14 protein-coding genes and 2 pseudogenes are annotated in these 20,862 nt (G+C 39.7%); 3 read left to right on the top strand and 13 right to left on the bottom strand.

Annotated features, from left to right (window positions below; all coding sequences use genetic code 11):
- Positions 1-385 precede the first annotated feature (385 nt).
- Both HNQ34_RS06070 and HNQ34_RS06065 read left to right on the top strand, forming a co-directional pair.
- Complete coding sequence (locus HNQ34_RS06070; RefSeq protein ID WP_183252628.1) at positions 386-2,005, top strand: SWIM zinc finger family protein; 1,620 nt, start codon at positions 386-388, stop codon at positions 2,003-2,005.
- Positions 2,005-4,758, top strand: coding sequence for a DEAD/DEAH box helicase (locus tag HNQ34_RS06065; RefSeq protein ID WP_409978359.1), 2,754 nt, complete (start codon positions 2,005-2,007; stop codon positions 4,756-4,758). Before HNQ34_RS06070 ends, HNQ34_RS06065 begins: the two co-directional genes overlap by 1 nt.
- A gap of 408 nt (positions 4,759-5,166) precedes the next feature.
- Here HNQ34_RS06065 and HNQ34_RS06060 read toward each other — a convergent pair whose 3' ends face one another.
- The 10 genes and pseudogenes from HNQ34_RS06060 to HNQ34_RS17445 form a co-directional block, all read right to left on the bottom strand.
- A complete protein-coding gene (locus HNQ34_RS06060) occupies positions 5,167-6,063 on the bottom strand; it encodes a hypothetical protein (protein WP_183252626.1) in 897 nt (298 codons plus the stop codon).
- Positions 6,060-6,854: an ImmA/IrrE family metallo-endopeptidase gene (locus tag HNQ34_RS06055; protein ID WP_183252624.1), complete on the bottom strand. Its 795-nt coding sequence runs from the start codon at positions 6,852-6,854 to the stop codon at positions 6,060-6,062. Before HNQ34_RS06055 ends, HNQ34_RS06060 begins: the two co-directional genes overlap by 4 nt.
- Positions 6,838-7,251, bottom strand: coding sequence for a hypothetical protein (locus HNQ34_RS06050; protein WP_183252620.1), 414 nt, complete (start codon positions 7,249-7,251; stop codon positions 6,838-6,840). Before HNQ34_RS06050 ends, HNQ34_RS06055 begins: the two co-directional genes overlap by 17 nt.
- Before the next feature lie 319 nt (positions 7,252-7,570).
- Positions 7,571-8,134: a magnesium chelatase subunit ChlI family protein gene (locus tag HNQ34_RS06045; RefSeq protein ID WP_246363866.1), complete on the bottom strand. Its 564-nt coding sequence runs from the start codon at positions 8,132-8,134 to the stop codon at positions 7,571-7,573.
- A 13-nt stretch (positions 8,135-8,147) separates the two neighbouring features.
- Positions 8,148-8,513: pseudogene (locus HNQ34_RS06040) on the bottom strand (transposase); the annotation flags it as partial.
- A gap of 173 nt (positions 8,514-8,686) precedes the next feature.
- A complete protein-coding gene (locus tag HNQ34_RS06035; RefSeq protein WP_183252618.1) occupies positions 8,687-10,798 on the bottom strand; it encodes a methyl-accepting chemotaxis protein in 2,112 nt (703 codons plus the stop codon).
- Positions 10,799-10,866: 68 nt separating this feature from the next.
- The gene (locus HNQ34_RS06030) at positions 10,867-11,556 is read right to left on the bottom strand and encodes an HD-GYP domain-containing protein (protein ID WP_183252616.1); all 690 of its coding nucleotides are present in this window, start codon (positions 11,554-11,556) and stop codon (positions 10,867-10,869) included.
- 36 nt (positions 11,557-11,592) lie between these two features.
- Positions 11,593-13,056: a methyl-accepting chemotaxis protein gene (locus HNQ34_RS06025; protein WP_183252614.1), complete on the bottom strand. Its 1,464-nt coding sequence runs from the start codon at positions 13,054-13,056 to the stop codon at positions 11,593-11,595.
- Positions 13,057-13,452: 396 nt separating this feature from the next.
- Positions 13,453-15,111, bottom strand: a complete 1,659-nt coding sequence (locus HNQ34_RS06020) for a methyl-accepting chemotaxis protein (RefSeq protein ID WP_183252612.1) — start codon at positions 15,109-15,111, stop codon at positions 13,453-13,455.
- A gap of 863 nt (positions 15,112-15,974) precedes the next feature.
- Positions 15,975-16,157, bottom strand: a pseudogene (locus tag HNQ34_RS17445) (mannose-6-phosphate isomerase); the annotation flags it as partial.
- Between the two features lie 181 nt (positions 16,158-16,338).
- On the opposite strand from HNQ34_RS17445, the gene HNQ34_RS06015 reads away from it, so the two are divergent.
- Entirely contained in the window at positions 16,339-17,577 is a 1,239-nt protein-coding gene (locus tag HNQ34_RS06015; RefSeq protein ID WP_183252610.1) for a Fic family protein, read from the top strand.
- 302 nt (positions 17,578-17,879) lie between these two features.
- On the opposite strand, the gene HNQ34_RS06010 is transcribed toward HNQ34_RS06015, so the two are convergent.
- Genes HNQ34_RS06010 through HNQ34_RS06000 form a run of 3 tightly spaced genes read right to left on the bottom strand, consistent with a single transcriptional unit; the run spans position 17,880 to position 20,444 of the window.
- Positions 17,880-18,644: an ABC transporter permease gene (locus HNQ34_RS06010; RefSeq protein ID WP_221277326.1), complete on the bottom strand. Its 765-nt coding sequence runs from the start codon at positions 18,642-18,644 to the stop codon at positions 17,880-17,882.
- 5 nt (positions 18,645-18,649) lie between these two features.
- Positions 18,650-19,615, bottom strand: a complete 966-nt coding sequence (locus HNQ34_RS06005; RefSeq protein ID WP_183252606.1) for an ABC transporter substrate-binding protein — start codon at positions 19,613-19,615, stop codon at positions 18,650-18,652.
- Between the two features lie 40 nt (positions 19,616-19,655).
- Positions 19,656-20,444: an ABC transporter ATP-binding protein gene (locus tag HNQ34_RS06000; RefSeq protein WP_183252605.1), complete on the bottom strand. Its 789-nt coding sequence runs from the start codon at positions 20,442-20,444 to the stop codon at positions 19,656-19,658.
- Between the last annotated feature and the right edge of the window lie 418 nt (positions 20,445-20,862).

The following is a 20,862-nucleotide window of genomic DNA, read 5'->3' as shown; positions in this document are numbered from 1 at the left end:
AATCGTAAATAGTTTGTAAATGTTTGTTAAGTTTTATCAGGCGTGTTGATTAACCATTAAAAACCAGTTGACATCGCTCTATTCCTAGTTTTTCTGCCGTAGTCGGCTACGCTCAACTTGCCTCCAACAGTCGAAAAAATAGGGAGCCTACTTTTTCGTCCGCCATAAGTTAAACCTCCCAGTTGTATTTATATAGCAAAAGAACAGCTTAGCTATGCTCACAAGTTGGCAAAAAAAGCATTTGATCCTCTCATGCTCATCTTTTCGCAAATAAAGTTGAAGCGCCTTATCCGCGGAAAATTTGCACGTTCTTAATCGATGCCCCCTCCATTTGTGAATCTAACAAGCTCATGCTACAATGAAAAAAGAGGGAGGTGATCCGGCTTTGCTGCAAGCAACTTTGTCGCCAGAAGTAGTGATTGCTGCCGCTAAACAGCTCATGTCGCTCATGCCGTTTTCGCAACATGAAAAAACGGTTAAACGGGCGCTGCAATTATACCGAAACGGACATGTATATAACGTATCGATCATAAAAGACTATACAATTAAAGGAAAAGTGTCTGACCGGCGCATTACTTACGAACCTGTTATGAATCTAGCTGCCATACGTGAACATACGTGCAGCTGTGAAAAAGAAAATATTTGCGAACATGTTATCGCGATGTTTTTTTACGTATACAACCAAACAAAATATGTCGGCGAGCTCATTCACAAATGGAAAGGAACATCACATCTAGAAAAAATCACTCATACAGAGCAGCTCGAATTGGTCAGTGAATCAGAAACAGGCGATGATCTTATCCAAACGTGGTGGAAACAGTTTGAACAAAAATATGATGAATTTCGGCAACGCCGAAAAAGAATGAAAGAGATGGAGCTTCCTCACGAACTAGTTCATGGTTTTTTTCAACCACTCGTTCGTTCCACGCCGTCAGCGACGTTTACGGATCGCTTATATCATTTTCATGCGGCGCTTTTTACGCTTATTCACCTATTCAAACTTGAACATTTATATAAACAAAACCAAAATCCGATACACCCGCATTACGCAAAAGCATTTTGGCAACAAATCGTACAAGATTTCATCACAATATTTCATCGAAAACTTGGCGATATCGTCAAGAAAAAGGCAAAAAAATCAGAGGAGCCGCTTCTAGTCCAAACAATCCCATACGTTCGCCAGCTATTGCTAGTCGACGGTTCATTAAAAAGAGTTGCACAAACAATATATGATGTAATATGGGAATTTCTTTTTGAAAAAGAGGAATGGAGAGCCGCAGAGCGCCAATATACAATGAAACAATTAGAAGCGTCGCCATCTGACGAACAATGGCTATACGCCTCATCCCACTTATCCTTTTTATTAAAAGATGATGAACAGGCGTATACACTGATCGACCGGTATCCACATGCGGCTATTCAATATATAGTAAGCTGGCTTGATTTCTTAATTGAGAAAAAAGAAAAACAACGCGCCACCTTTTGGGTCGAAAAACTTACGGAACATTCGTCCCGATACGTTTTCGCAATGCCAATGCATGAGCGGCATTGGTTAGTAGAAAAAATTGAGCATACGTACAAAAAATATGCTGGTTTAAGCAAAGATTTTTCCTATTACGAACCGCTATTGCAAAGCTTGTTGCCGTACAGCCTAGAAGAATATTTGAATTGGTTATTTTCCAAAGAAAAATACCGAACCGTTGTCGATTTATATATGATCATAGGCATGACGGCTGAAAATATCAATCCTTCCGATATGAGAGAAATCGAAAGAAAAGACCGGTCGATTGTACTTCCTTTGTATCACCAAGCCATTCAATGGCTTATTAATCAGAAAAATAGAGACAGTTACCAAGTAGCTGTCCAATTTTTAAAACGGCTGCGCATCCATTACAACATGTTAAAACGAACCGACCGATGGGAAACATATATGGAGAAATTGCTCGACCAAACGAAGCGATTGCGCGCATTTCAAGAAGAATTAAAGAAAGGGAATTTGCTATGATGAAGTCGATTGCGATCAACAGTCTTTGGCTCGAACAAGAAAAAAGCTTTTTTATCTATAACAACGATCGTAACATGAACATCGAGGAATGGGCAGCAACCGTATTCGCTTGGCATGAAGAAAGCTTTTATGGGACGTTTTTGACGTTGGAAACGATCGACGGAACAAAAGGCGTGTTGCTTTCCCCGTGGGAAGCGCTCGCGTTTTTCGCGCTCACCCCGCAAAATCAATTCGCGACCATCCAATGGGATGAACAGTCCGAGCAATTTCGCCAATGGGCGAAGCAAATTGTTGCTGACATCGAACAGAAACGGTTTATGCCCGATTTCATCGCATGGAAACAAGGCGCGATCGCTTGGAAAGGAACAAATGATGACGACGATCGGTTTGTAAAACGATGGCGGTCGTACGCCATTAACGACTGGATCAAACGCGACCGAGGGCTGGAAGCTATATGGGCAGAAATAATCGAAATGTATCCGCTTTTAACAAGCGAGGCTCCGCCTTGGATGATCGACGAGCACGACTGGCTAGCGGAAATTGGCTGGGGACAAGACCAGCCGCCGTTTGTCGTCGCCTTGCGTTTAGCAGAACCAAACGAAAACAGCAACAACTGGCCGCTCGAAACGGTGCTTATACCGGTCGATGAATCCGATTTGATCGCTTGGAACGAACAAACCGCATTGCCGAAAGCATGGCAGAAGCACACCCAGCATATCGCACGGGCACAACGGCTCTGGCGGCAAATCATACCGTGGCTTGCCGATGGAGAGCAACTGCGTACATCGCTTACGGAAGAAGAAGCATGGCGCTTTTTATCAGAAGCAAGCGCAGAACTGACAGAAGCAGGTGTGCGTGTGTTATTGCCGTCATGGTGGGAACTCGTCAAACAGACGCGCCTCACCGTGAAAGCGCGCATCAAATCGTCCGCACCTTCATCGACCTTCGGCTTGGATGCGCTCGTCGATTTCGACTGGCGCATCGCGACAAACGGCATCGAGCTAACGGAAGAACAGTTCGCTGAGCTTGTGAAACAAAAGCGGCGGCTTGTGCGCATTCGCGATCAATGGATTCAGCTTGATCCAGCGCTCATCCAGCGCGTGCAAACGCTTATGAAAAAAGCGAAAAAAGAAGGGTTGCCGCTGCGCGATGTGCTCGAGCAGGCACTGTTGCATGAAGATAAACAAGCTGGACAAATATATGACAAAGAAGAAGAAACGATCGCAATCGAGCTAAACCGCAGCTTCGCCTCGCTCATCAAACAACTTACAAACGTTGAGCGCATTCCATCTGTTCCTGTGCCGCCGTCGTTTCACGGGACGCTCCGGCCATACCAGCAGCGCGGCGTCGATTGGCTCGTCTTTTTGCGCCGTTTCGGCTTTGGCGCTTGTTTAGCGGACGATATGGGACTTGGGAAAACGGTGCAAACACTCGCCTATTTTGCACATGTAAGCGAAACAGAAAAACCGGACAAGCCCGCACTTCTCATTTGTCCGACAAGCGTCATCGGCAACTGGCAAAAAGAATGCGCCCATTTCGTTCCGTCGCTTCGCGTCTACATTCATCACGGGCCAACCCGCGCCAAAGGAGACGACTTTGCCGACAAAGCGAAAAGCGCCGATCTTGTCATCACATCGTACAGCTTGACGCATTTAGACGTTGAAGAACTGGCACAACTACGGTGGCATGCGATTGTTCTAGACGAAGCACAAAACATTAAAAATGCACAAACGAAACAAGCGCGCGCTGTTCGCAAACTCACCGGCGGACATAAAATCGCCTTAACCGGCACGCCGATCGAAAATCGTTTAAACGAACTGTGGAGCATTTTCCATTTTCTCAATCCAGGCTATTTAGGCACACAAGCTGAATTTCAACGCCGGTTTGCGACAGCGATTGAAAAAGAGCGCGACAGTGAAGCAACAGCGATGCTGCAAAAGCTCATTCGGCCGTTTCTGCTGCGGCGTACGAAAACAGATGAACGCATTGCACTCGACTTGCCGGATAAGCTCGAACAAAAAGAATATTGTCCCCTCACCGTTGAACAGGCGTCACTATATGAGCAAATTGTTCAACAATCGCTTGAAAAGCTGGAACAAACAGAAGGATTTGCTCGTCATGGAATCATTTTGCAAATGTTAAACCATTTAAAACAGCTATGCAATCACCCTGCGCTTTATTTAAAAGAAAAGAAACCAACGCGCGTGCTCGAACGCTCGCACAAATTAGAAAAACTGCTTGAGCTTGTCGAACAAATTCGCACGAACGGGGAAAGCTGCCTCATTTTTACGCAGTACATTCAAATGGGCGAAATGATCCAGCAGCTTCTTTCCACCCATTTTGGCGAACCGATCGCCTTTTTAAACGGCAGCGTGCCAAAAAGCGACCGCGATCGAATGATTGAACAATTCCAAGCCGGGCAATTTCATATTTTCCTTTTATCGTTAAAGGCTGGTGGTACCGGACTGAACTTAACGGCGGCCAACCATGTCATCCATTTTGACCGCTGGTGGAATCCAGCTGTCGAAAATCAAGCAACCGACCGCGTCTACCGGATCGGCCAAAGCAAATTTGTTCATGTGCATAAACTGATTACAACTGGAACCATTGAGGAAAAAATTGATGACATGCTAGAGAAAAAACAGACGTTGAACGAAGACATTATGCAAAGCGAAGCATGGATTACGGAGCTGTCCAACGAACAGTTGCGTGAATTGCTCGCATTACCAACTATCGCAGGAGGGAAACGATGAAAAAAAAGACAGCGGCAGCGAAAAAACAAACACCGTGGGAAAAACTGCTTGAACAAATGGCAAAAAAAATAAAAGAACGCCAACAACAACAATAACCGCCGATCATTATGGCGGTTATTGTGTTATTTCAACCGTTTAAACATCGTTTTATGAGGAGTGGCGAACAGTCCAAAATTCCTGTGGCGTTCCATAAGCATGCGGGGAGTGACAGAATGTAATGATCGTCTCGCTTCCATCTCCCCCTCCATCAGAAAGTGACCAACCGCCCACCCTGCTTATTCCAGCATTTTTCCATTGCAATTCTATACAATCAAAAAAAGAGAGTCAGCCACTTCCGACAGTGACAAACTCTCCTTTCTCTTATTCTACAAATCTCGACAATCTTCAGGTGGTGACAGTCACGCATCCCTAAAAGGAAATCTCTATTTTCCCTTCTTCTATCCATTTTGCTAAATTTGCATTTTTAATTTCTGTATGGAATGACTGTCCTTCCAACGAATAAACGACCTTCCTTGACTCGTTTCGACCGCTGCTTTGCACGAAATCATAGATTTCTTTTGAACTTAATCCCGTATTCTTAATGGATAACTGTAGAATACAGTCATAAGATAGCAGGATGTATTGCTCTTTAAACACCAAAAAATCATCGACACCTACTATCCGAAACAAACTTTCGTTATTTACGAAAGTACTATACATCGTATATACACCTTTGCCGTCATCACTACATATATAGGCAGGACCGTAGTACTGATGAACAAGCAATAATGAGAAAAAGCAAATAAAGCGCTCTCCTGCATTATTTCCGTTATGCCAAATGATTTGTCTCAATTTCGGAAGATCCAACAAAGAGGACAATTCACATCGTTCCAAATTGTTAATAATATCTCTATTTACTCTGAAAGCTTCCAAAGCTAGTTGTTTCATCGCATCAAATATGTACTGCTTTTTCGCTATTCCTTTTTCCAATAATTGATAAATAGTTTCCATCGATATAACGTATACATGTTTCTTCGCCGATAATTGTTTGAAAAGCTCAAAGTAATAATCATGATACCGTTCCTTTGTGAGTATATTCCTACAAGACTCTTCTAATACTACATCCGGAATAAGAAAAATCGGAGACTGATTAAAGGCCTGCAACAAACGCGGCAAATTTGATAGTTGTTTTCTTAATTTCGTTAAAATCATATTATCTAACATATAAAATGCTTGGTGTTCGTTTAGCGACTGGTACAATTGCTCCGTATTATCTGAAATGAACGGACGAACCGATTCTAAAACAGGAGAATCGAGGACCTTCATCCTTTAGTCCCCCTTTGATCACGCACTGACGCCAACACTTGTTCATATAGCTTATCAAAAGATTTTTTAATCGATTCAAGATCCTCCTCATACATCAATCCTTTCGCTTTTTCATACCATTCATCAAACCCGCTGATGTTTATCGTATAACTAGGCTCAAAAAATGATTTGTCTACATCATGAGGAATACGATTTCTATAATCATAGTCCAATGCACTTTTCGCTTCATTAATTGTGATCAATTTGTTTTGGACCAGTTTCACAACTAACGCTTTATACGGGATCTGGAAGATACTGATTAATCGCATAATTTTTCCCGGAAGAGATTGTTTCATGTGAGCAGTTTCTAAAAATTGAAAGCTTCTTTCTAACACAAAGTCATTAATTAAAAATTCGGAGGAGAAGAGATTAGGAAGCCTCTCCTTTTCATCATAAATATGATCAATCATGATAAAATTTTGGTCAGGGTTTTTAATTTTATCTCTGTCAAAAAAGAAATGATAAAACTCGTGCGCCCACATGAAATTTTCATATATTCTCGGCTGTGCGGTATTAATATGGACATAATAATCACCGTTATAGTAATATACAAGCCCACCATAGTCAGGATTTTGAATCGGAAACTGCAATACATTTGCATGCTCGTAAAGATAGGTTTTTATAAAATCAAGCGGCTTTACATGAGCAAGGGGATCTCCGAGGGAGTAAATACGGTCTATGGCTTTTCTAATTTTCGGCAAATGTGTTTTGTTATGCTCTACAATCATTTCAAGATTATCTTTTGTAATCAATGGACTCCCCCCTTGGATTTTCCGAATTTGTGACTGATTTTAAAACATCGATCAGTTCAACAAATTCTCTAAAAAGATGCATACCTTTTTTTAATTCTTCGTCCACTGTACCGTGAAACGAAAGTGCCACATAATTCATAAAGGAATCAGACCTATTACGGTCAAACGTTTTTTCTTTAAATTCCATATCTTCCTTGTAAAAAAAGAACGGATCTTTAATACGGAATAGCTTATTGATTTTTGCGACATACTCCTCCACATTTCCTTCACCATTTAAGAAATTATAATAAGCGGTCTTCTTAATACCAGTGCGTTCCATCACCCATGAATGTTTAATCCCTTTACTTTCTATATATTTTTTGACATTCTGACCTACAATTTTGTTCGTATTTACCATACATTTCACCTCCATCTATCATAAATTATAAGATAAGAATGAATGGATTTTCTATATATTTTCCTCAAAAAGCGGAATGTATGATTATTTTATACGAAAAATGATTAAAAAGTTCCTTTTCAAACGTATTTTTTCCTTAAAAAACGGTATTTTAACCACTTCCTCATGTTTTTTCAATCCTTTTGGCTGAGCAAAATAGAGGCACTAGCCCTCTATTGCCAAATAAAAAACGCAGACAAAGAGAAAAACAAATTTCGAGGAGTGCACAGGCATTGAAAGAAACAAACTTCTCCCGATTCTCTCTGGCACCGCTCTCCAATCAACGTTCCCCCTTCGCATTTTTTTCTTGACGTCCTTCTCTTATTCTCCGAAACGCCATCGCCTTCCATAATGCTTCATCTGTGATGTCGTCAGTTTCTGCTAGGTCGGCAATTGTTCGGGCGAGGCGAATGATTTTTGTTTGAACACGATTGCTCCAGTCGTATGTAGCCGACCAATGCTGAAGCAGTCGCTGACCTTTCGTCAGCGGACTTTTCGCAAGCAGTGCGTCAATTGCCACACGACCGTTTGTTATTTCTTCCCCATACCGCTCGTATTGCTTGAAACGCGCTGCTTCCACCCGACTGCGAATCGTTTCCGAACACTCTACTTGTTTCGACGTCTGAATCAAATCAACCGCTTCTAACGATAACAATAAATCGATGCGATCGTAAATCGGTCCTGATACGCGATGGCGATATGCTTTGATTTGTTTTGGGCTACATATACAATATCGCTGATGATGTAGTTCGGCACAACATCTGCTTTTACAAACTGCACATATTTTTTTCTTTTTCTCAACAATCGTTTCGGAAAAGTAATGAAGGAGTGCGTCGATGTTCATAAATGAAGGTAATGAGGTGGAAATAGCGTCTTACTTCCAACATGCCTGTATCATCGTCAATGATTTTACTGAAGTAACGCTTTTCAAACACATGCCCGGTTAAACCGCAACGTGTATTGTAATAGTTGGCGTATCGTTTATTGATAAGTGCCATCACTTTAGAAATGGATTCCTGTTGCGAACGGAGCTGCAAATGGAAATGATTCGTCATGAAGCAATACGCAGCGATTTCAAAAGGTATTTTTTCATGAAGCTGTTCGAGGATATGCAAAAACGCGCAGAAATCATTCGCTTCTTTAAACAGCGAATCACGCCGGTTTCCACGGCACACAATATGGTAAAACAAATGCGGCACCCATATCCGCCTCGCTCGTCCCATCTTATATTTCTTCGACAAAAATAGCCAGACTCCTGCATGTTCAGAGGGATTTTTTAGAACAAAACAGGCACCAACGCAAAGAAACAGAAAGCCAAGCTATGACTCTCTGTCTCTATCAATCTTCGACAAACTTCGGGGCGTGACAGGCACCGAGCCCTATACATAAGCACGAATCAAAATACTTTAAATCGAGCTGCAAGTGCCTGTAACTGCTGGGCCATTTCACTTAAAGAATGAATCGATGTTGAAAGCTCTTCCGTTGACCCTAATTGCTCTTCTGAAGCTGCTGCCACGTGTTGAGCAATCGATGCTGATGTGTTGGCGATTTGAGCCATTCTCTCTATAGAAGCAGTTACTTCCTCTGTACCGGCCGACAACTGTACAGATGCTTCAGAAACTTTCTGAATGAGATCGGTTACATTGCGGCTAGCATACAAAATCGTTTTGAATGCCTCGCCCGCTTCTTGAATTGTACGAGTTCCTGTTTCTAATTCTTGCATGCTTGTATTCATTACTGTTGCTGCATTGGACACAGAGGATTGTACTTCTTCGATCATGTCGTAAATCTGGGTCGCCGCCTCCCTCGATTGTTCAGCAAGATGCTTCACTTCTTCAGCCACGACAGCAAATCCCTTCCCATGTTCGCCGGCCCGTGCTGCTTCGATAGCCGCGTTCAAAGCAAGGATGTTCGTTTGTGAGGAGAGCGTAGTAATCATTGTAGCTATTTTACCGATTTCTTGTGATCGTTCCTTCAATTGCTCGATCGCAAAATAAACGTCATTGGCAGAGCGGCTTAGCTTATGAATATGATGTACCCCGATCTGCATCGTTTCATTTCCTCGTTCCGCCTGCTGAAGCATTTTGCTTGCTAAATTAAACATTTCTTTGGAAGATTCAGAAATTCCCTTAATATTTTCAATCATCTCTTCCATCTCGCTGACGCTTTCTGCCGCGTTTCGCTTCTGATGATCCGCTCCGCTAGCTACTTCTTGATTCATCGTCGCAATTTGCTCCATCACCCGTGCAGACTGATCAGCAACCTCCGCTAATTCTGTAGATGATGCCGCTATTTGCTGCGCTAGCTGAATATTTGCCGCCACCATGTTTCGAAACGATTCAGCCATTTTGTTAAAAGAGTTTCCTATTCGTTTTAACTCATCTTTTGTGGAGAGATGGACTCGAATTGTTAAATCGCCGTTTTCCAAAAGCATTGCAGAATATTCCAATCTGGAAACGGCGTTTATTACTGACAAATATAGCGCAATAAAAAGATACAAAAGCACTACAGCCACTATAAACACGATCGCCAAGCTTAGCTGCTTTTTTCCAGAGTAATCATCTACTCGTTGCTGCAGCAACTTATCTAAAACACGGGCTTCAGTATCATATAATCGAAAAGCGGCGTCTATCGTTTTTGTTGCTTCTGAAAAATAATAAGAAGGGTCGACATTAATGTTTTTAGAGCTAATAAGGCGCGTATTTAATATTTCTAAAAATCGGTTCACATTGTCGTTAAAATTCTTTAAATCTCGTTTTACCATTGTTTCAATGCTAGCATTTTTGCTAATGGCAACCGCGATTCCATCATTAGCGTCTTTAAACGCGGCTTTTATTTGGATAGATAATTCAGTTAAACTCTCTTTCTCGCTATCGAGCAACGTTTTCCTTGCTGCAGCACCTGCTCCGATCGCTCTTGCTTTTCCAAGATGTTCTGCTAGTAACGGAAGTTTGTCAGTAATGGAGTCCATAACGTAATAGCTGTCTAATTCGGGGTCTAATATTAGATTGGAAGTGTTGGCGATATGAGTAACGAGGGACAATGTATTTTGCGCAATTTCTGTATGTACAGCAAAACTCGTTTCAGCAGTGAGATAGAATACATTATCCTTTAAATATTTCCATTGTTTCTTCAATGAATTCCATCGGTTAGTCGTTTTTAACGTTGAACCGTATTGTTGATCGAGTTGATCTATGCGTTCAATTTGCTTTTCAATTTGGGATTGCTGGGCAATCATCCTTTCTTTGAAAGATTCATCCCCCATTAAAAACGTATTTGCCATTCCTCGATGTTTTTGAACGTCTGCTAAAAATCCTTTTACAGACTTAACGTATTTTACGCCGATTTGTTCTTTTTCAGCAAAATCGATTTCTTTATTCATTTCTGCAATAAGCATATACATCATAACTACCATCGGAATCGTAAACAACAAGCCAATTAAAATCAATTTTCGCGAATACGTTAAACGGTTCATGACAAATAAAGCAGGAGCAAAAAACCTTCTCATTTTTTTACACCCCTTTCAAATCGGTAAAATATTAAAAAGAGATACGGCCCGTAATAAAAAGCGATTCTTCATTTCTGACATGCTTGATATAGTTTTATAAAGTATTTGACCACATCAGGATGATACAATTGCCCACTTTTCTCTTGCAGCTCTTTAATGGCAGCCGTCTGGCTCAGCGGAGAACGGTAACAGCGGCTCGATGTCATGGCGTCAAAAGAGTCGACTACATGAATAATGCTTGCACCAAGAGGAATATCTTCCCCCTTCAATCCTGCTGGATAACCGGTTCCATCCCAGTTTTCATGATGGTGCAGCACGCTTTTCAACACTTTTTCAAACGGATCGACAGGCTCTAAAATTTTGACAGAATAGATAGGATGCATTTTAATTTCTTCAAATTCTTCTTGTGATAACGGGCCGTTTTTCAGCAAAATCGAATCTCTAATGCCGATTTTCCCGATATCATGAAATAGGCCTGCCAAGCGAATTTGTTCGCACTCCCGCGAAGACAATCCCATTCGTTTTGCTGTTGCTGCCGCTAAGCGGCTAACGCGTTGCGAGTGTCCTAAAGTGTACGGATCTTTTGCTTCGAGTGCATTGTTTAATGATATGACAATGCTTTCAACTAATTTTTGATTGGCAATAATTTGGTTATGAAGCCCGTTTTTTGTTTCTGATAATTCATGGAACAGCCGTAATAATTCTCTTTCCTGTTTTATCATTTGCCGATGAAATAAAGAGAAAAAACAAATTTCCATTTTTATACTCCTTATTTAAAGTCTAGATAAAACGCTTCACTCCATTTCCATCCATTCATTAGCTAAATCAACCGCCCGTTTGAAACGTTCCCGCCCGCGATTGACCAACGCTTCTCTCGCTTTCTCATATTCCCCTTCAAGCATCCATTTTGCGTTTTGGTTTTTGACCATGTCAAACTCCTGCCAAGCAGCCCGTAATTCTTTAAAATAATGATGATCCCGTTCGCTTCTAATATTTCGCTCAAGCTGTTGAAAACACATTTCCAGCTGCCGTTCTTGTGCTTCCTTTTTCTTATGCCAAAACTTAATTTTTTCCATATCCCGGCAGTCAATCATCGAAACCATGATGGCGCGAACTCCAAGAGCGCATTCTACCCATTGATCGATCTCCTTTTGTAACGGATGCAACTCCTTTGCTGAAGGCAATTTGAATTGCGATACAACAGACCGCAAAGAAAGGCTATTAAGCGTTGCTATTTGAATGGACTCGTTAATTTTCATAATATTTTGCTGCTGAACTTCTGCAGAAGCTAATACTTCTTCACTCCCGGCAGCTACTTGCTGGATCATTGCAGACGTATGATTGACCGAATCAGTAATCGATGAAGTGCTTGCTGTGATCGAATTCAATCGTTCGTCCACTTCCTTCATTTTTGTTATCGTATTGGACAGAAATGATTCCATCGCTTCGTACTTATTCACAGCTGATTGCATCGTATTGGCGCTCACGCCAACCGTTTGTTGCATCTTATCAATGAGTTCTCTTAAATCTTTTGCATTATTAGTAACCGACAATACTTGCTCATCGATGTTAACTGTTGCTTGTTTTGTTTGCAGCGCCAGCTTTGATATTTCTTGGGCGACGACGGAAAATCCTTTTCCTTGTTCTCCTGCACGGGCTGCTTCAATATTCGCATTCAATGCTAATAGCTGAGTTTGGTCAGAAATTTCTTCAATGAAGTGAGTAATGTCAACAATTTTTGCAAGTGCTTGATCAAGTTTAGTCATCTTCTCATGCAACATCGCACTTTCATCGGATATGAGACGCATTTGCTCCATAGCGGAGGAAATTTCCTGTTTCCCAGACGACACTCCATCCATAAAGTGCAATGAAGAATGCACGATAGTACTGTTGCTATCTCTCACTTCCTCCAAATAGCGATGAATCTCCGCCATTCGTTCCGCCATATGTTGAACATATTCAGCAGAATCTTGCACACCTGTTGCAATTTCACTAATAGTTGATGTAATTCCATCAACCTGCTCCGCAACGATCATTGAATGAGAGCTAACTTCTTCCATTTTTTTATGAAGTTCCCTTGATGATCGGTCAACGATCCGGACTAATGTTTTTAAGCTGCGAATTGTTCGTTTCAAAGTAGCAAACAAAGAAAGATTGACGTCTGAAACGGACGATGTCATGCTAAAATCCCCGACAGCAAGCCTTAATAATTGATGTTTGACTTGATTATACGTTGATAAGCGAATTAACTTTATCATGTTCGCACCCCCATAAAGCGTACCGTTGCCGTGATATATCGTGTGAAATTTATGTTATATTTTCTTACATATAACGTAATTATTTATTACACATATTTTAATCGGCATTTTTAACTATCGTCAAGGGGTCTATTTGTTAATATTTTTTACTGTTTACACCATTTTCGTTCGCCTCCACCTATCACCCGCTCGCTTCTGGATAAACAGGCAGCGCCTCTCATACTAAAAAAGCTCTTTTCGCTGAATTAAAGCGTTTTACAATTTCGATTCAGCGCGCGAAATGAGTTAAAAGAAAAATAAAAGGAAGCAGAGCTATGCCACTCTGATTCCTTTAAGCCGACATACCTATCCTTTTTCATTCCAAAAGCGAGACAATGAATGCAAAAGCACAGAGGATCAAGCCGAAACAGTAATAAAACTTTTTGCCTGCATTTCTAACTCTTTCGCTAACTTCGCCAAGCTTTTGGCTGCCGAATTGATTTGCTGCGTCATCGCCATTTGCTCTTCACAAGCTGCGGCTACGCCTTCCGTATCCTTTAAAACATGTTCAGATACTTGCGAAACGAACTTAGATTGCTTCACTAAATTTTCTGTATAGCCGACAATCTCCCCCGTTCCTTGAACTACCTTCTGCAATTGACGATGGACTTCTGAAACAGAAGCAACGATTTCTGTAAATGCCTGCTGCGCTTTATTCCCAATATTTTCTGACTTTTTCACTACATCAGCACTTTGCTTCATCTGTTCTGCTACTTCTCGCATATCATGACGCAATTGCTTTATAAACTCCGAAATTTCTTTTGTCGCTTGCCCTGCCTGCTCCGCAAGCATTCGTACTTCTTCAGCAACAACCGCAAAGCTGCGCCCATGTTCACCGGCTCTCGCCGCCTCAATAGCTGCGTTAAGAGCAAGCAAGTTAGTCTGTTCACTAATTTGTTCAATAAATGTAACAATTTTTCCTATTTGTTGTGATTGGCTGCTTAACTGTTGAACAGCTTTAGCGGTATTTTCGATTTTTTGCACCATATCTTGCATTTGTTGCGCAACTTCTTCAACTGCTTTTTTACCTTGAACGGCCTCTTGTTGCGACCGGTCTTCCAGTTCACCAACCGCTTTAACTCGGCTGAAAATTCGCTTCGTCTCCTGATCCGCGAGATCAGCGAGTTCCAACATATAGTTCAGCTCATTTACTTGCTCCTTTGAGCCGAATGCGATATTTTCGGCAGAAGCGGCAATTTGTTCGCTCGCTTTCATATTTTGTGTTGATGCTTCAAAAAACTGTTCGGAGGAAATAGCCAATTGCTGAGAAGTCCGATTTAATGAATCAATCACTTCACATAAACGTTCAACCATCTTGTTAAATATTTGTCCCAACTGCCCAATTTCATCGGCACGATTCACCGCAATCGAAACAGTCAAATCTCCATCTTTTACTCGATTCATGACTTTTATTATGCGCTGAATAACCCCGGTTAAACGATAGGACCAAGTCATCCCTATAACTAAAGCCAACAACATAGCGGCAATAACAAACATGATTACTTGTTTTCGAACTTCATATGCCGGTTTCATAATATCGTCGTAATAGCTGCCGATCGCTAAAATCCAGCCGTTAGGCAACTCACGAAAACTGGCAACTTTTAATTCGTTTTCCCACACGTACTCGACATATCCTGTTTTTTCGCGTAACATTTGCTGCATAAATGGCTCTTTCGCTAAACTTTGTCCTTCTATGTTCGGATGGATACGGACAGTTCCTGTTTCATCGACAATATACGCATAGCCTTTCATACCGTTCGGCTTATAGTATTCCTGAGCGACTTCTTCAACAGCTTTGCGAATCCTTTTTTCTTCCTCTTCAGTCATCACACCATCCTGCAACCATTGAGAAATCTCTTGTGCTTTAATTTTTGTCATGTAGTCTAAATCCGCCACCGTCAATCGATACATTCCGTCTGTAATGGATTTTACATTGAAAAACCCAACTGCCGCGAGCGGAAGTATCACAACAATCACCAATAATAAAACAAACTTCAGCCTAAGCGAAAATTTCATTTGATAATCCCTCCTAACGAAAATTCCTCACGTTTAGGCATATGACATTAAATCACAACACGAGTGTTGATTATCCATTATTTTACTAAAAAACATAGAATCATATGGCTGAACACAAGCTTTTCTGCCTCTTCCCTCGAACAAGAACGCCGGCGAGCAAATGTCATTTGCCCGCAAAGCGTTCATTGTTCGAGGAGGGCATGCTAATACTCCCAGTCGGCAAGCGAACCGCTTGCCGACTACGGCAGAAAAGCTAGGAATAGAGCGATGTCAACTAGTTTTTATTGGCTAATCAACACGCCTGAAATCGCAACAAAAATTCTCATCTTTGTTATTTGTCGTATTGTGTGTAGACGTATCACATTTGCTGGATAAATGAGATGTAGAGCAAAAATGCATCTTTAATTGCAGAGCAAAAATAGAGTTTTTGCCGGAGATATTTGTGGGTACGTGTAATTCAATCACTAAACAGTTCCTGTGCGACAAACAGCATTTTCTTCATCTCAAAAAAGAACATAGATCCCATATAATTGTAATATTAGACATTTTTATCACTCAATCTTAATTTTTCGACAAATTTCGCGAGGAAAGAGGATATCCCATAAAGAAACAAAAAAGAGAACGAGACTCTCTGTTTCTACAAATCTCGACATAAAACCGTAACTATTCAGCCCTTAAAAAGTTTATGAGATCGGCAGGCGCCCCCTTGAATGACACGCTTTTTACCTTAGCCTCACCAACCCATTTTTCCTGAAAATTTGTATGTTTCCACATACTTATCCATTGCAATTCCTTCCTAAAAAACCCCAAAAGCGCCCATTGATTGTTTCGCTAGGGATTGCTCATATTCCTTTGAGTTTCGATAATCTTCTTTGTGTGTTCGCGTTATGACCAAAAATAACCCCCGCATCCTTCTCACAATCAATGACATACCAGCACTCCATCTTGCCTAACTCCCCATTTTCATATGTACAGGCATATTCATCATTTGGGTGAACTTGAACGGATAAATCATCTTTGATTAGTAACGGAAAACGATCGCTCTTTTCAGACGATGACACCTATCCAAATATCAGGGGGATAAGTATTTTAACAAAAACATTTTTAAAAAAATCTATATTTTTTTATAATATAACCAAAAAAATTACATACAAATTTAAAAATCAACGTGCTTTTTATAATATGATGTTATATTATTGGTAATAATTGTGACGGAGGTGATCTTTTATGTATGAATTACTTTCAAAATTATATTATAAAGATCAAAAAAACTATCTTAGCGAATTTGAAAAACGCTTTAACAGTTACGGAACGGTTAAGCTCCCGTTTCATATTAGGCCTTATAAGAGCAATGAAGAATTTGAATGCTTTTATGTAAATCACCAAGAGTTAGACTTGCTGCATGAGCAAATTATGAAACAAAGTAAACTGATTCAATCGATTGTACATCGTCTTCCTCGCATTGCCATTCAGCAATATATTCAGGCAAAGTTAATCGATGAACTACTAAGTACGAATGAAATCGAAGGCATCCATAGTACAAAAGAAGAAATGGAAACCGTTATAGAAATTGTTGTTCGGAAAGAATCCAGCAAAAAAAAGAATATCAGACATCTTAGTTTAATGAAGTCCTATTTTAACCTGTTATCCGAAACAAAAACAACATTAGAAAAGATTGAAGATATTCGAGAAATTTATGATCACTTAGTTCAAGAAGAAATTAAAAAGGAAAACGAGCTAGATGGGGAGCTGTTTAGAAAACAGCCTGTCGATGTGGTAACTACCACCAATAAAGCCATCCATCGAGGCGCTTATCCAGAGGAATCAATTAAGACGAAGCTGCGACAGCTGATCAACTTCCTAAATGAACATCCATCGCCAATGTTATACAGAATTGCAGTTTCGCATTATTACTTTGGCTACATTCATCCCTTTTATGATGGGAATGGACGAACAGCTCGTTATATAAGTAGCATGTATCTAGCAAATGAGTTAGATTTTTTAACCGCTCTAACTCTTTCTTATTCCACTAATAAATTGAAACAAATGTATTATGATGCGTTTTCTGAAGCAAATAATCCACGTAACAAAGGGGAGCTGACTTTTTTCTGCGAAACGTTTTTCCAGATTATTCATAAGGCACAAAACGACATTTTAGCGGACCTATCAGAAAAAGAACAAAGAATGAAAATGTTGTTTTCTTTAGTGAAAGAACTCAATATAAGGGATGAAATGAAAGAGAATATTATTTTTATCCTTGGACAAAATTATATTTTTGGAATTAAAGGTAAAGGAATGACAAAAAAAGAACTAATTCGAATTACGGAAAAAACAGAGTATGTGATTCGAAAAGCATTAGACGAACTGAAACAAGCTGAATGGATTGAGTTTCTCAAAAGGAAACCGATTGAAGTGACGCTAAGCGCAAAGTTAGCTAATCGGCTAAGTTCGAGTGGTGAGCATTAATCACAAGCTTGTTTGAATATATACCTTTTTCTATCATTCAATAATGGCTTATGAGCACATACCGATTCACTAACAATTCCCCAACCTGACTTGTAAATGGAAATACCTTTGAGGCGTGACAGGCACGCTGCTCTTAATAAGGTTACGAAAGAGAAAAGAGAGTCAGCCACTTTCAAGTGTGACAAACTCTCCTCTCTTTTATTATACAAAATTTTCTGTAAATTCAGATAACAATAGAGTGATACAGGCACCAAGTCAAAATCTTTGATAAATTTCTGTATAGTAGACTTTCATTGATTTTCTTAATTTGCAGAGCTCTCTAACCCTCCCCAATGTTTCTCGACCCATCTTTCAAAAAGTTTAATTCCTTTATCAAGAATCAGGCCACAAATTCCGATAAAAATAATACCTGCTATTACTATATCTAGTCTTAATGAGTTTCTGGCATCTACAATCAAAAAACCAAGCCCTGATTGTGCCCCGACCATTTCACCGGCTACAAGGAAAATCCAAGCTGCCCCTAGCGCAATATGAAGACCATTCGCAATATAAGAAAAGGAAGCAGGGAAAATGATTTTCCACATTAACTGCGGCTGTTTTATTTCAAAATTCTGTGCTACTCTTAAATATGTTTTGTCTATTTTTCGGACAGCGGAAACCGTTGAGAGTAATACCGGAAAAAAGGAAGCGATAAAGATAATAACGATAGCTGGAATATCCCCAATCCCAAACCAAAGAACAATGAATGGGGACCAAGCAATAGGAGAAACCGGTCGTATAACTTGAACGATTGGGTCAATAATCGCCCATAACCTTGCCAGTCTTCCTAAAATTAGACCTAGAATAACGGCAATAACTACCGATGATAAATATCCGATAAAAAAGCGCATGAAGCTTACTTGTAAATGAACAAAGAAAGTACCATTTAAGATAATGCTTAAAACGGCCTCTCCGACTTTAAGCGGTGAAGGGAGGAGCGCTTCCTCGTAATTGCCAACTATTATTATCAACTGCCATATAACGATTAAAAGAGTGAAACCTATCAATACATTCTTTAAATTTTTCATCTTAATCACTTCGCTCCATCTATTAATGAATGATCAACAAATTCTTTATACGTCGGTGGATTTTTAGAAAGTTTCATTTCAATTAAGCTTTCTCTTAATTTTTCATAGGCTTCTTCATCAATTTTTAGATTATCATACTCTATCCACTTTAACGATAAATTAAGTACATCCTTTTCTACATTAAAATATTTAGACGTCAATTCATATATATGATCATCTTTTTTCTCAGCTTCTTCTCCAGCTTTTACAAATTCATTGACAAATTTTTGTGCTAATTCACGATCACTTTCAATCCAATCATTTCTCAATACAAGGGCACAATCAACTGAATTTGGCCAAATTTCTTTATCTTGATAAAGTACCTTTCCTTTTCCTAAAGAAACAGATAAAGCTCCAAATGGTTCTGCTACAACATATCCTGAAATTCTTCCTTCTGCTAATGCAGCCGGCATTTCCGTAGGAGGAAGTTCAATGACCTTCACGTCTTCATATTTCATTCCAGCCTTTTTTAACATTTGATAAAGTAAAACGTTATGCGTGGAATATTTGTGAGGAACAGCAAAGTTTTTACCTTTTAAATCTTGGACACTTGTAATGTTATTCGCAACGACAAGTACATTGCCATCACGATGACTTAATGCGACAGCCTTTAAATCAATCCCTTGTTCTTTAGCATACATTGCAAGCGAAATTAATACCGAAGCTCCATTAATTTGACCTGTGTTTAAAGCGTCCATAAGCTCTGGCCACGACCCAAATTTCACTAATTCTAAGTTGAAATTTTCAAATTCTTCTTCTTCCATATAAAAAAGTGGTACTGCATGGGTAATAGGTAAGTATCCAATTTTAATTGTAGGCTTTTCCCGCTCGCTGCCTGTTGATTTTGCCCCTCCAGTTCCGCAAGCAGAAAGAATGAACACGAGGGAGATTAAGATTAAGCATGCAAGCAAGTTCTTTTTTCTATTTCCCAAATTTACCGCCCCCTTAATATATATCCTCTAATATTAAGTTTTACACATTTAGTTCAATTGGTGCTATTGGATGGTTAAAATGGAAATTTCTAAAAATAATTTCTCTATATTTTTGAAATTGTAAACTACTTCGATCTCGTGGTCTTGAACTAGGAATCTTTAATTCTTGATAAATTCTTCCTGGATTTGCGCTCAACATAAAAATTCTATTAGACAAATAAATAGCTTCATCAATATCATGTGTGACAAGAAGAATGGTAGTATTCTCTTTTTCTTGAATTTTAATCAATTCATCTTGCAAATAGTAGCGAGTAAACGCATCAAGAGCGGCAAATGGCTCATCCATTAAAATAACCTCCGGCTGAATGACAAAAGCTCTCGCGATGGCCACCCTTTGCTGCATACCACCTGAAAGTTCTTTAGGAAAAGCATCTAATTTATCACCCAGACCTACCATGTGCAAATAATACTTGGCCCTTTCCCTAATTTCCTTTTTGCTCATACCCGTGTTTTCTAAGGGAAGTTCAACATTTTTTAAAACAGAACGCCATGGCAGAAGTCCATAATTTTGCATCAACATGACACAGCGCCTACTTGGTTGATTCACTACTTGCCCATCTAGTAAAATTTCTCCTTCTTTTTCTAGGTCAAAACCACCAATTAAATTTAATAATGTACTTTTTCCACATCCACTTTTTCCAAGTATTGAAATAAGTTCTCCCCTTTGTACATCAAAGGATATTTGATCCAAAATCTTTTGAGGCTGTCCCCGATTGAAAAAGGTTTTCGTTATCTTATTTACACTTATAATAGGTGATTGATTTGTCACTGTTTATGCCAACCTCCTTTGAAAATACAAATAATTTATATTTGTTTACTTAGACTAATGGTTGCAAATAATTTTTTATTATTGTATTATTCTTATATCTGATATCATTTTGTGCACAATTATATTTCCCTGAACCTGTATATTTTGTTTTTCGTCATTCAAAAAGGGCAACATATTAATATTTTTCTCTATTTCGTCTTTTCACCTAATTAGGTGAAAAGACGAAATAATAAAATTTCCCGCTTTGACGGAGTTTTTAACGTATTAAACAGAATTTCACCACGGATTTAGGTGTTATGAAAGACGGGATACTAGCGATTTTCAGACGGATTCAGTTCAGCTACTAAATTGACATTGTTGCGGATCGTATTCGCTACAGGTGACCATCTTAATACCTTTTTCTGCATGATTTCTTCTT

Origin of the sequence: Anoxybacteroides tepidamans, from assembly GCF_014201465.1 — a bacterium.
Taxonomy (GTDB): domain Bacteria; phylum Bacillota; class Bacilli; order Bacillales; family Anoxybacillaceae; genus Anoxybacteroides; species Anoxybacteroides tepidamans.
This window is presented reverse-complemented; position numbering and strand designations above follow the sequence as displayed.

Bases quoted from the DNA above. Each gene is read 5' to 3' on its own strand.
- HNQ34_RS06065 (WP_409978359.1), top strand. From the start codon at position 2,005: ATGAAGTCGATTGCGATCAACAGTCTTTGGCTCGAACAAGAAAAAAGC.
- HNQ34_RS06060 (WP_183252626.1), bottom strand. From the start codon at position 6,063: ATGAAGGTCCTCGATTCTCCTGTTTTAGAATCGGTTCGTCCGTTCATT.
- HNQ34_RS06050 (WP_183252620.1), bottom strand. From the start codon at position 7,251: ATGGTAAATACGAACAAAATTGTAGGTCAGAATGTCAAAAAATATATA.
- HNQ34_RS06045 (WP_246363866.1), bottom strand. From the start codon at position 8,134: ATGAACATCGACGCACTCCTTCATTACTTTTCCGAAACGATTGTTGAG.
- HNQ34_RS06035 (WP_183252618.1), bottom strand. From the start codon at position 10,798: ATGAGAAGGTTTTTTGCTCCTGCTTTATTTGTCATGAACCGTTTAACG.
- HNQ34_RS06030 (WP_183252616.1), bottom strand. From the start codon at position 11,556: ATGGAAATTTGTTTTTTCTCTTTATTTCATCGGCAAATGATAAAACAG.
- HNQ34_RS06025 (WP_183252614.1), bottom strand. From the start codon at position 13,056: ATGATAAAGTTAATTCGCTTATCAACGTATAATCAAGTCAAACATCAA.
- HNQ34_RS06020 (WP_183252612.1), bottom strand. From the start codon at position 15,111: ATGAAATTTTCGCTTAGGCTGAAGTTTGTTTTATTATTGGTGATTGTT.
- HNQ34_RS06015 (WP_183252610.1), top strand. From the start codon at position 16,339: ATGTATGAATTACTTTCAAAATTATATTATAAAGATCAAAAAAACTAT.
- HNQ34_RS06010 (WP_221277326.1), bottom strand. From the start codon at position 18,644: ATGAAAAATTTAAAGAATGTATTGATAGGTTTCACTCTTTTAATCGTT.